Source organism: Candidatus Hydrogenedentota bacterium, from assembly GCA_035450225.1.
Lineage (GTDB): Bacteria > Hydrogenedentota > Hydrogenedentia > Hydrogenedentales > SLHB01 > DSVR01.
In genome coordinates, this window is record DAOTMJ010000006.1 from 107,174 (window position 1) to 119,163 (window position 11,990).

The following is an 11,990-nucleotide window of genomic DNA, read 5'->3' on the forward strand; positions in this document are numbered from 1 at the left end:
GAAAACGATTATCCATGAACCCATGCCCGAAGTCGAACATGAACCGCCCGATGGGTGGAATGGGATCGAAGTCTCTTATTGGATGGCGTGCGGCGTGACGATGGGTTCGGCGCCGTTTTCGTAGAATCGCGATTCGGCGAGTTGGCCGTCAACGTAAATTTCCACAGCCATTTTGTCCACATACGACACGGGCGGCAGGACGAGCGAGGATCCCGGCGCCAGCCGGGGCGGTTCGCCGTTTACGTATTGTCTTTCGAGCGGATAGAGCGTAACGCGCGTGCCGTTGCGGTCAATGGCGTCTATGCGCACTTCGCGGTCGAAAGGCGCCGGCGGCACGACGTAGGATATGTTGGCCTTCTGCTGAACGTCCGGCAGGGCAATGGTGCCCGACGGGCGCACGCTGTACACGACCCGGTCGCCTTCTTGAATCAGCGAGCCGGCGGCGGGTTGCTGATCGAGGACGACATCCATCGGTTGGTCGGGTTGATTGACGATGTTCGGGACCGGTTTCACGCCAAAGGGGGCGAGTATTTGCAGGACTTCCTGGACGGGCTTGTGGAAAAGGTCGGGCATGATCCATGCATTTCCGGCGCGGCGGCCTTCGCTGACAAGCAGTCCAATAACCGTATTGCTGGCCACTAAGCGCGTGGGGGCCGGATCTTGTGCCAAAACCGTGTCGCGCGGACTCGAATGGGCAATGCGCGCCACCGCGCCCAGGGTAAAAGAGGTTTGCCTCAGGATTTCCGCCGCCTCCGTCAGGGTCTTGCCCACAAGGTCGGGCGGAGTGAGTGATTCGTTGCCCGCGCTGACGGTGAGGTAGACTTTGCGCCCGCCACGTACCACCTTGCCCGCCGCAGGACGTTGCACGATGACATGGTACTTGGGCACGTGATCGTCGGCGACTTGCGTCTGTCCGCCAACCTCCAGTCCCTGTTGCGCAAGCATGAGCGATGCCTCTGTGATTGGGCGCAGCGTCACATCGGGCACTTTGACATAGGCCCCGCCGCTCAACAAATAGTTGAATACGTAGTATCCCGTTCCAGCCATGACGGCGAGGAAAAAAACGGTGGCCAGCAGCCAGCGCACACACCATCCCATGAACAGGAATACAAACGCGATGCCGTTCAGGATGCCTTCCGAAATCGCATCAAGAAAAATCCGTCCCAGTCCCCGGCTGTGGGGAGTGTTCGATACTGTCCCGGTCCCGTTTTCCACGGCGTGAACCATTCCGGACCATCTTCCGGAATGACCTTTTCTGTTTGCAGCACAGCCTGCACGACATCAAGCGTTTCCTGGCGCGTGGTCGTGCAGACGGAATAGACAATATGTCCCTGATTCTTGCAGACTCGCACCGCATTCCGCAACAGCGCGGTTTGCAGGCGGGCCAGTTCCTCGCGTCCCTGTGGCGTTGCGCGCCACTTTAAATCCGGGTGCCGGCGCAACGTGCCAATTCCGGTGCAGGGCGCATCCACCAATACCCGGTCGAAAACCGCGTTCAGTGGAAGTGAAAGACCGTCGCCACACACCAGGTGTACACCCTTGATGTGCAATCGCCCGACGTTCTCCGCGATTCGCGGCAGGCGATTTGCGTGGCGGTCCATCGCCACAATTAACGCCGCATTGCCGGCCAACTGCGCCAGATGCGTCGTTTTGCCGCCCGGCGCCGCGCACATATCCAATACCCGTTCGCCCGCTTTGGGTTCCAGGAGGTGCGCGGGAAGCATGGACGCGGGGTCTTGAACCATGAACCAGCCCTGTTGAAAAAGTTTCGAGCGAACGGACGGCGCGCCGTGCGAGAGCGTCACTTCCTCCGGAACGACGGTTGTTTTTTTCGCGAGGTATCCGCCGGATTTGCCCAGCCGGTTGAGGGCTTCCACCAAGTGTTCCGGGGTTGTCGCAAGCGTGTTTGTCCGAATGGTGGCGTGTGCTTCCGAATTGCTTGCGACACAGAGGGCTTCCGCGGTTTCAGGGCCGAATTCGTCCAACCATTCCTCGACCAGCCAACGCGGCATCGAATGACGAATGCTCAAATAACCGGTGAAATCCTTATCGGGGGCGGGCAGTTGGACATCGTCAATTCGTTGTGGAACTCGGCGGAGGACCGCATTGGCCACGCGCGCCAACCCGGCATGGCTGTGATGCCTGACAAGGTCAACGCTGGTGTGGACCATCGCGGGAAAAGTGACCTGTTTGCAGAACAGCGCTTGGAAAACGCCCATCCGCAGGATGGCGCGCACTGGTGGCGGCAGGTCCCCGGCCGGTTCGCGCAGCAGGCGATTCAGCACGTGATCGCACAGCAGCAGGTGGCGAACGGTTCCGTAGACGAGTTGCGTCATGAAACGACGTCCGCGGTCGGTCAGCGTACGCCGCCGCAAGGCCGCATCCACCGCCAAATCGAGATAAGCCCCCTGTTCGAATACGCGCACCAGCACGCGAACGGCCGTATCACGAACAAGATCGAGATTCATGACTTGCTCCCAGGGGCGGAAGAATGCCCGCCGTGATCATGTCGGGAGATCCTCGAAGCAATCGCCGATGTTGACGGGCCGCCCCCGCATGAATGCGTCCATTCCCATCGGCTTTTTCCCGGGCATTTGAATTTCAAGAATAGCGATGGCGCCTTTTCCGCATGCGACGATCGCGCGATCGCGTTCGACGCGAATAACCGTGCCCGGCGCCGGTAGGGGAGAGGGCAGGCATTCCTCACTTTCCAAATGCGTCCGGTAAATTCGACAGATTTCGCCCTTGAACCGGCAATGCGCGACCGGCCACGGCAAGGCGGCGCGCACGAGGTTGTGAATGGCGGCTGCCGGCTGGGCCCATTGAATTTGGCCGTCCGCTTTTTCCAGCATACGGGTAACCGTTGCGCGTGCGTGATCTTGGGGAGTGAACACGGCCTTGCCGGAGGCCAGGAGATCCAATGCCTGTACCATCATTCGCGCGCCCATCTCGGCCAGACGATCCGACAGTTCCACGGCGTTTTCATCCGGGTCGATCGGCGTGCATTCCTGAAGAAGAATATCGCCCGTGTCCATGCCGGCATCCAGCCGCATGATCGTCACGCCCGTTTTCTCATTTCCGCACAGAATGGCCGATTGGATGGGCGACGGTCCCCGATGACGCGGCAACAGGCTGGGGTGCATGTTGAGAAAACCGTGGCGCGGCACATCGAGCAGCGGCTGTTTGAGTATGCGGCCATACGCGACCAGCACGCATGCGTCCGGTTCTTGTCCGCGCAACCATTCCTCAAAGGAGCCGTCGTTCAATTTCGACGGTTGCGCGACACTGATTCCATGCGCGGAGGCCCATTGTTTGACGGGCGGCGGCGCCGGTTTGTCGCTGCGGCCCTGCGGACGATCAGGCTGGCACACGACCGCGGAGACATCATGCGATGCCGATACCGCCTGCAAGGTCGGAACAGCCAAATCCGGAGTGCCGAAAAAAACGATGCGCATTACGAGGTGATGCCCGGTATGTCAATGCCGCCCGTGGCTTCGGCCAACTTGGCTTTGACGAGTTCCTGCGTCTTGCGCACGGCTTCGTTTATCGTGTTTCGAATCAATGTTTCGAGCATTTCAATATCGTTGTTTGCCATGGTTTCCGGCTCGATTTTGATAGACACAATCTCGAAATGACCGTTCATGACGACGCGCACCATGCCCCCGACCGCCGAAACTTCAATCCGTTGGTCGGCCAGCGAGGCGCGGATTTCCTCCATCCGAGACTTGATCTCGAACACCTGCTTGAACATGCCCTGCAAATTGCCCAGATTTTCCAGTCCTTTGAACACGCGTCAAACACCTCTTTTCCGGTTCCGTTTCAACCCCGTGACAGGGCAAGTATACCGAATTCGCGCATTCGAGCGCGAGAGGCCCATTTGTGGGAGCATGAAACACGATGGCATAATACGGCGCATAGGAAGCGGTTCCGGCAACCAAGGCAGCGCGAGGTCCATGCAGAATCAAATTGAGGTGCTGAATACTTTTTTTCTGATTGTTTCCTTCGTTTTGGGATGCATGATCGGCAGTTTTTTGAACGTTTGCGTGTGGAGGCTCCCGCGCAACGAATCCGTCGTCAAACCCCGATCGAAGTGCCCCCAATGCGGCACGCCCATCGCATGGTACGACAATATCCCCATCGTAAGCTGGCTGGCGCTCGGCGCGAAATGCCGGCATTGCCACACCTGGATCAGCTGGCAGTATCCGCTGGTCGAGGCCTTGACGGGCGTCTTGTTCGCCTGTGTCTATGCGCGGTTCGGTCTTTGCATGGCCACGCCGGTTTACATGGCCGTGTGCGCGGGCCTTGTGCTCGTTACCTTCGTGGATCTGGCCGATTGGACCATCCCGAACGAGGTGACCTTTCCCGGCATTCCACTCGGACTGGCCTGTTCGCTCGTGGGCATGTTTTATCCCGAATCGGGCTTTCTGACGCGCGATGTGTTCGATTCGCTGTTCGGCATTCTCCTAGGCGGCGGTATTCTGTACCTGCTGGACAAGTTGACGCGACTGTTGCTCAAAAAGCCAGGCATGGGCTTTGGCGATGTGAAACTCTTGGCCATGCTGGGGGCCTTTCTCGGCTGGCGGAGCATCCTCGTCATCATCATGCTGGCCTCGCTCGTTGGAAGCGCGGTCGGCGTTACGCTCGTCATCATCCAAAAAAGGAAAGGCATCGAGGAGGAAGCCCATTATTTGCCCTTCGGACCCTATCTGGCCGCCGCGGGTCTGCTCTTCCTGTTTTTCGGCCAGTCCATGATTGATTTCTATCTCGGCATGATGCACGCGCCCGAGCCGGTATCGGTGTTTCCATCGTGATCGCTGTCCCGTCGCATCCGGATATTGTCCGAATTTCCTTGCCGACCCCGTTCCCGGTGGGTCCGGTAAACGTTTTTCTCGTGAAACAGGACCCGCCGGTCCTGATTGATGCCGGAGCGAATACCGACGAGGCCTATGAACGCCTCGAACAGCGCCTGGCCGATCAGGGTCTCTCCGTGCGGGATATCGGCGTGGTTTTGCTGACGCACGGGCACATCGATCATATCGGCATGGTAAACCGGATTGTGCATGTATCGGGCGCGACATCCGGCGCCCATCCCGACGTTGTCGCGCACCTTCGCGCGTACGAGGACGACGCCAAGGAGTCGCTGGCGTTTTTTGTGGGCATCATGCGGCGTTGCGGCGTACCGTCGGACACCATCGAACGCATCTGCGAACTTCGCGCATCTTATAAAACACTCGTGGAACGCATAGACATCACCCGCGAACTTCGCGACGGCGATGAGGCAGCGGGATTGCGGGCGCTTCATGTGCCGGGCCATTCGCCGTCCGATATCCTTTTTTACGATCCCGTCCGCCGTTTGGCCTTTACGGGCGATCATGTGTTGAAGGGCGTCAGTCCGAGTCCCTTGATACGGCGGCCCCGGCCCGGTGAGGCGAAAGTCCGCACCTTGGCCGAATACCGTCAATCGTTGCAGCGCACCCGCGCGCTCGATATGGATGTGTGTTACCCCGGCCACGGCAGCCCCTTTGGAAATCACCGTGAAATCATAGACTCCCTGCTGCGCCGCCAGGAACGCTTTACGCAGCAAGTGTATGCGTTGTTGGGAGCGGGGCCTTTCACGCCGCATCAGTTGATGGGCATGCTTTTCCCGCGTGTCGCGATGGATACCCTTCATTTTGGCCTATCGAGCGTCCTCGGTCACCTCGAAATCCTGGAAGAATGCGGCATGGTCGCCTCGGAGGAACGCGACGGGATACTCTATTTTTCCCGGCGGCCAACGGAAATCGGGGTGAAAACCTGTGCCGGGTTGGAAGACGAAGAAGGCGTCCGGTCGGGTCCGATAGCCCGTTAGAAGCGGTCGAAGGTCCAGACATACGGTGCGCGGCGGGGAAACAGCGCGGCGAGAAATCGCCTGGTTTCCTCGGATAGAATTCGGCGGCGCGCCGCCAGCACGTCCTCGACATGCCTGCACCCCGTGACAAGAAACATCAATTCCACCGGGGTGAGGCTGACGCGGTTTCGGCCGGAAGCCGCCGCGACGTCAATTGCGCCGCGGTTCGAACGGATGCGGTACGCTTCCCCGCCGGCCAGCAGCGTCAATTCCGCGCGCGCGTCCCGCAACGAACTGTCTGCGATGAGCCGTTCCCATTCCGGGGTCATGCTTTCAAGGGTTTCGGACAGATTGACGAAGGCCAGCATGCCGCCCTCATCGTGGGTGACGCGCATTTCGTGAATGGATTTGTATTGGAGCAGAAAATGCGCAAACGGATGCGGCGGCGGCACGAGAAAGCGGATTCGCCCGGCGGCCTCGTCGGCGGCCATGTGCGCGCAGGCGGCCAGCACGGACTCGCAGGAGGCATTTTCAGCAACGCCGACTTCGTCAACCACGAGAGCCGTCCCGTCTTTGCGCGCCATGAAATACGCGACGACCTTGCCTTGTCCGTTGGCGAGCACGCGGATGGACTTGCCGCAGTGGGCCCATTTGTTGGTGAGATGGGCGCTGTTGCGAATCAGGCTGCACGCCACCCCGTTGTCGTTTGCATTGTGAATGCGCTGAATCGTGGGGATATCGCCAGGCTTGGCAAGCCGGACTTTATGGGCGGATGCCGACAAGGACGCCGTCTCCTCCAATTCGACGATGATGGCATAATCCGACAACGCCGTGGCGAAACCGAAGCGATGATAGAAATTGGGAATGCCAAAAAGAAGGGAGAGGTGGTAGCCGTGATTGCGCATGTAGTCGAGCGTGTCGATGATTAGCGCCCGGCCGATCCCCTTTTTACGGTGCCGCGGTTCCGTCGTGACCCATCCCATGCCGCCCGTCTTGAGGCGCGCCTCGCCCAGACGAATCGTCTCGGTGTTCATGCGCAAGGCGCCGGCCAGTTCGCCTCGCCACAAGGCGATGCGGGTGTGTTCCCGGCGGAATCCGGGATAGCCCGCCCCGCAGGTTTCCAGCCAATTCAGCGCGGCGAAATAATCGGCCATGTGCACCTTGGCCATCAGATCGTTGGCGAGGCGCAATTCCTCGTCCGTCTCGACGCCTTTGCACAACAATTCCGCGTTTGGTTTTGCAAACAGCATATACGCTCCAATCCGGGCCGGATTGTAGCACAGGCAAGGCCGAAGCCTCGAAATGATCGAATCGAAAACGATCTATCGGGAGAGGACGGGGTACTTACAAATCGGCGACGGACAACCGGTCTTCTTATTCGTAACTCTGAATTTTACAAATGGGAAGCCCTTTTTCCCGTGCCCATGCTTCCCATTCGTCGGCGGTTCTCGTCAGTAATACCGCCTGAAGCGCTTCGCGGTCGGCGAATTCGAGGCCGAGTTCCCGGCGGAGGGTCTGCGCGAAATGGGTTTCGAGCGTCGCGACGGCCAGACAACCCTCGCGCGTGGCGTAACACCCGTAATCGGGCACTCCGCCTCCCAATACGCTTTCCGGCCGGGTAATGCCGCGCCGAAGCGGCTCCGCATAAAACGCCGCCGCATCCGCAAGCGCCACGTGGGCGCAACCCGCAAGGCCTGTGCGTTCCCGTATCAGCAACAAACGCAGCGCTTCGCTGACGGTCCTTTCGGCACCCGCGAGATCCGCGATGAGCGTGGGGGGTAATGCGGGGGGCGAAACCAGACCGACGGCGGCGCAATAGGTCAGGTCGTGTCCCGGCAGGTCTTCATCCGGGGGGGCGTGTCCAACGATGGCCACATGGCAAAGTTTCGGGAAACGGCGGTGCAGTCGCGGCCAATCCAGCCCCAATCTTTGCAGTGCCGGGAGACGCTGCGCCGTCAGCAGCAGATCGGCGGTTTCCAGTAACTCATGAAAACGCGTTGTCCCTGTTTCGCTTTTCAAGTCGAGCGTTATGATTTCCTGGCCCGTTGCAAGTGTCTTGTACCAGTCAGCGTCGTAAGCGGCCAGCGGGTCACCGTTGGGCGGTTCCACTTTGACGATGTGTGCTCCCATCTCCGCCAAGCGGGCCGCCGCGACCGGCCCGGGGACATTTATCGCTGTCGTCACAATCCGAATCAGTGAAAGCGCGGCGTTCATTGGATTCTCCGGCGGCATGTCGTTATTTCATTTCTGTCCAAATTGCGGTATGCAGAAAGCCATTTTGAGTAAATAGACAACGTTTTTTCCGGGAAAGCGTTCTTGGGACACCTTTTCTTCGCGATGAAGAAGAAGTGTTCCCGATCAATCGTATTTTGGGCCGCTCTGACATGCGGATTTGAGTTCGGAATCGCCTGGCCCGAATATCCGTGCCCTGTTTTCCATCTGCGTATATCTGCGTCATCTGTGGATCATGTGATTTTCCGCAGATGACGCAGATAGTCGCAGATATCGAACCGATGAACGGAATAAAGAGGTAAAACGTGGCTCCTTGCGGTTTTGTGGTTTTTTGCAATTCTTTTGGACAGCAATGTCGTTATTTCAATCCCTTGAATCGCCGGACAAATTCGGCCGTAAGGTCAATGTAGGTGTAGCCATGCTCGAACGTCGCTTCGATATGACTGAATTCAGCCAGTTCGTTGAAAGTGGAGATATGCAGCCAGTCCGGTTTGGAACTCAGGGCCGCCTCGAAGGCGCCCCGATAGTAGGCGCCTTCCGGTTCGTCGGGATAATGGACGCCGAATTTTGTGCGGTCTTTCCATCCGGCCCCCTTGAATCCGCCCTTGGCGGATTTGCGCGACAGGTTGGTCCGTTCATCGTATCCCGGGGAAATCGTGGCGTGATGCTGCGCGGGCTTGCCGCTCTTGAAGCCTTTGGTTTTGTTGTATTTGTCAATGTGCCCCCGCATGGTCTTCATGAAGTCCGCCAATTGACAGTCTTCAATATCCACCAGCGTGTATTCCTCCAGCGATCGAAACGGTCCCAGATACGCCGCGCCCTTGCCGTTCTGGTAACTGCCGGACATGATGGGAAAAGCATCGAAGCCTTCTTTTTCGAGGCGCTCGAAGAGGTCCCGCCATTCTTCGGGCGTATGGCCCCAAGCCGTCCAGATCATGACGACGGGCGCCCCTTCCACCTTGAGCATGGCGGGATGGGCACTGTACCGGTCGAGAAAATACCGCAAATCGCGATACACCTGCTCCATGGGAAACCGCCCGTGCTCGTAATCCACGGTTATTTTCAAATTATGCGCTTGGGCCTTGTCGTAAATCGTGTCCAGAATAGCGTTTGGGCCTTGCGGTTTTTCGTCGTACCACCATGACACCGCGAGTGCGTCTATCAGGGCGCGGTTCATTTGTCGCATGTGCTTTTCGATGATGTCCGAATCCCATGAATTGTACGCGCCGACAATGGGATGCAGGTTGCCGATTCGTTCCCTGTTGCCGCCCTCCGCCAACGGTTTCAGCCAGTTGTCTTCATTGAACCAGATGTAATAATAGGCGAGGACCACCTTGTCCGTGAAAGCATAGCCCCGCGAGGCGTCCGCGGCCTTCGCGGCGGGAATCGTGCCCTGCAGGACCACGCAACATGCCAGAAACAAAAACGCGTTGCTTCTCTTCATCAATCGCTCCTGTCCGTTGGTTTCTTCGTCTCGGAGCGTGTGCGAAAAGGTTGTGGGACAGAGGGTCTGGTCTGTCGGACGTCGCCAATTTCCGGCTTCGGGAATGGCAGACTCGATAGTCTGTCCCGCGAAGCACGCTCAAGCGACTTTCCGTACACGCTTTCGGAAAGTATCCGGAAATCGGCGCCGGATTTCATCATTTTTTACAAGGGGTTTCATCCCATGACAAAACGCCGCCTTGCCGCGTGGCGGCTTTGCAAAAAAAAGTATTTCGGACCGTCTTGATTCGGGATATAATGGAAGGCGCAAAGAGAAGAGAGAGGAGACAATCGCAATGGCTCGGGGATGTTCGCGACGAAAAGCATTGGGATATATGGGTGCGCTTGGATTAGGTTCGATTCTCGGGGGATGGAATCCCGTTGCGGAAGCGAAGACGCGAAAGAAAAAACCGAATATCGTGTTTATCATGTCGGACGACCACGCGGCGCATGCGATCGGTTGTTATGGAAGCCGCATCAACCGCACGCCGAATATTGATCGCATCGCGGACGAGGGCGTGCGATTTGAAAATTGTTTTTGCACGAATTCCATCTGCGGTCCGAGCCGTGCCTGTATCCTTACCGGAAAGTACAGCCATGTCAACGGATTCAAGACGAATTCAGACAAGTTCGACGGCAGCCAACCGACCTTCCCGAAACTCCTACGAAACGAGGGATACAAAACGGCCATGATCGGTAAATGGCATTTGGTGACCGATCCGACAGGCTTTGATTATTGGAATATTTTGCCGGGGCAGGGCAACTATCATGATCCCATCATGATTGAAATGGGACGGAAGCACAAGAAACAAGGCTATGTGACCGACCTGATAACGGACTTGGCGATCGATTTCGTCCGGAAGCGTGATCGGGAAGCGCCGTTTTGCCTGATGTGTCACCACAAAGCGCCGCATCGAAACTGGCTTCCCGACGCCAAACATGCTCGGATGTATGAAGACGAAGACATCCGCGAACCGGATACTTTCAAGGATGACTACGCCAATCGTTCGCGCGCGGCCGCCGAAGCGACCATGCGCGTGAATCGCGATCTTACCCCCGAGGATCTCAAAATGGATCCACCGCCGGAATTGAGCGGCGAGGCGCTCGACCATTGGAAATACGAACGGTATATCAAGGATTACCTGCGGGTTGTGGCGTCGGTGGACGACAATGTGGGCCGGTTGCTCGATACGCTGGATCAGGAAGGACTTGCGGAAAATACGCTGGTCGTCTACACGTCCGATCAGGGCTTTTTCCTGGGTGATCACGGCTGGTACGACAAGCGATTCATGTATGAGGAATCCTTGCGGATGCCGTTTCTGGCGCGGTTGCCGGGCGTGATAAAACCTGGAAGCATCAATCGCGACATGGTGTTGAACGTGGATTTTGCGCCCACCTTTCTCGATCTGGCAAACGTGCGCGTGCCCGGTGACATGCAGGGGCGTTCATTTTTCCCAATCATGAAGGGGTGCACACCCAAGGATTGGCGCGACGCCATGTACTACCAGTATTACGAATTTCCAAGGCCGCACAACGCTTGCCCCCATTACGGCGTGCGGACGTCGCGCTACAAACTGATTCACTACTTCCTGCCCGGACACATGGATGAATGGGAATTGTTCGACCTTGAAAAAGATCCGCGCGAAATACACAGTGTTTACACCGATCCGGCCTACGCCGATATCGTGACGCAACTCAAGGGACGGCTGGCCGCATTTCGCAAGGAACTTCAGGTGCCCGAAGAGAGCACTTGAGGGTGGCAATTGGCCCGTATTCTGAACCCATCCTGTCAATCCCTTTATCCTGTCGAAGAAAAATCCGACAGGATAAACAGGATGGCCATTGCGTCCTGCTCTCTACAATCTCCACAATGCTTTGCTAAATGAAGATCAGGCTGATTCCGGGTGAAACCGGCTTGTCTCGTCAATGGTCGTACCATTTGAAGAGGCGCGTGTGCGCCTTGGGCCAAAGGGCCGATTCCAATGGGCGAAAGTGTGAAAAATGGAGATTTGGGTGCGATGAAACAATGGACGAGTCTGATGGGGTGTTTGGTGGTGGTTCTTGCGGTAGTGGGCGGTTGTGCGAGCACGCCGAAAGGTCCGTCGGACATGGAAGTGTTGCAAGGCAAGATTCAGGAATGCGCCGCTGCGGCAAACGGAAAAGATATTGACAAATTGATGACCTATTTCGCGGATGATTTTTATGCGTCGCAAATCGGCGACAAGGTGGCATTCAAGGATTTCCTGGTCAACGCCAACGCGATGGGCTATCTGGATGGAGTGGAGATCGGCGTGAAGGAGGCCAAGACGACGATTTCAGGCAACATGGCCACGGTGACACCGGTGTCGGTGAAGGGCAATTTCGGACTTGGCCAAGCCACGTTTACGGCCACCAAGGGCAAAAATGGCTGGATGATTACAGCCATGGATATCTCCGGAATCTGACCGGA

General features: G+C 57.6%; 11 protein-coding genes. 4 read left to right on the top strand and 7 right to left on the bottom strand.

What is annotated here, in order from left to right; translation table 11 throughout:
* Nucleotides 1–75: 75 nt before the first annotated feature.
* The 4 genes from P5540_05830 to P5540_05845 are packed head-to-tail and all read right to left on the bottom strand — an operon-like array spanning nt 76 to nt 3,790.
* Nucleotides 76–1,215: a PASTA domain-containing protein gene (locus tag P5540_05830; protein ID HRT64329.1), complete on the bottom strand. Its 1,140-nt coding sequence runs from the start codon at nt 1,213–1,215 to the stop codon at nt 76–78.
* Entirely contained in the window at nt 1,125–2,468 is a 1,344-nt protein-coding gene (gene rsmB / locus P5540_05835) for a 16S rRNA (cytosine(967)-C(5))-methyltransferase RsmB (GenBank protein HRT64330.1), read from the bottom strand. Before rsmB ends, P5540_05830 begins: the two co-directional genes overlap by 91 nt.
* Before the next feature lie 36 nt (nt 2,469–2,504).
* Entirely contained in the window at nt 2,505–3,455 is a 951-nt protein-coding gene (fmt, locus tag P5540_05840; protein ID HRT64331.1) for a methionyl-tRNA formyltransferase, read from the bottom strand.
* Nucleotides 3,455–3,790 (bottom strand): YbaB/EbfC family nucleoid-associated protein, encoded by a 336-nt coding sequence (locus P5540_05845; protein HRT64332.1) that lies wholly within the window; start codon nt 3,788–3,790, stop codon nt 3,455–3,457. Before P5540_05845 ends, fmt begins: the two co-directional genes overlap by 1 nt.
* A 163-nt stretch (nt 3,791–3,953) precedes the next feature.
* Here P5540_05845 and P5540_05850 point away from each other — a divergent pair, with 163 nt between their 5' ends.
* Both P5540_05850 and P5540_05855 read left to right on the top strand, forming a co-directional pair.
* Nucleotides 3,954–4,811 carry a prepilin peptidase gene (locus P5540_05850; GenBank protein ID HRT64333.1) on the top strand — a complete coding sequence of 286 codons (858 nt, stop codon included), beginning with the start codon at nt 3,954–3,956 and terminating at the stop codon, nt 4,809–4,811.
* Nucleotides 4,808–5,848, top strand: coding sequence for an MBL fold metallo-hydrolase (locus tag P5540_05855; protein HRT64334.1), 1,041 nt, complete (start codon nt 4,808–4,810; stop codon nt 5,846–5,848). Before P5540_05850 ends, P5540_05855 begins: the two co-directional genes overlap by 4 nt.
* Here P5540_05855 and P5540_05860 read toward each other — a convergent pair.
* The 3 genes from P5540_05860 to P5540_05870 form a co-directional block, all read right to left on the bottom strand.
* Entirely contained in the window at nt 5,845–7,077 is a 1,233-nt protein-coding gene (locus P5540_05860; GenBank protein ID HRT64335.1) for a GNAT family N-acetyltransferase, read from the bottom strand. The genes P5540_05855 and P5540_05860 overlap by 4 nt on opposite strands.
* Before the next feature lie 124 nt (nt 7,078–7,201).
* Nucleotides 7,202–8,041, bottom strand: a complete 840-nt coding sequence (locus tag P5540_05865) for a CoA transferase (protein ID HRT64336.1) — start codon at nt 8,039–8,041, stop codon at nt 7,202–7,204.
* Between the two features lie 376 nt (nt 8,042–8,417).
* Nucleotides 8,418–9,503, bottom strand: coding sequence for a hypothetical protein (locus P5540_05870; protein HRT64337.1), 1,086 nt, complete (start codon nt 9,501–9,503; stop codon nt 8,418–8,420).
* A gap of 334 nt (nt 9,504–9,837) precedes the next feature.
* On the opposite strand from P5540_05870, the gene P5540_05875 reads away from it, so the two are divergent.
* The gene (locus tag P5540_05875; GenBank protein HRT64338.1) at nt 9,838–11,295 is read left to right on the top strand and encodes a sulfatase; all 1,458 of its coding nucleotides are present in this window, start codon (nt 9,838–9,840) and stop codon (nt 11,293–11,295) included.
* A gap of 264 nt (nt 11,296–11,559) precedes the next feature.
* A complete protein-coding gene (locus tag P5540_05880) occupies nt 11,560–11,985 on the top strand; it encodes a hypothetical protein (protein HRT64339.1) in 426 nt (141 codons plus the stop codon).
* The last annotated feature ends 5 nt before the right edge of the window (nt 11,986–11,990 follow it).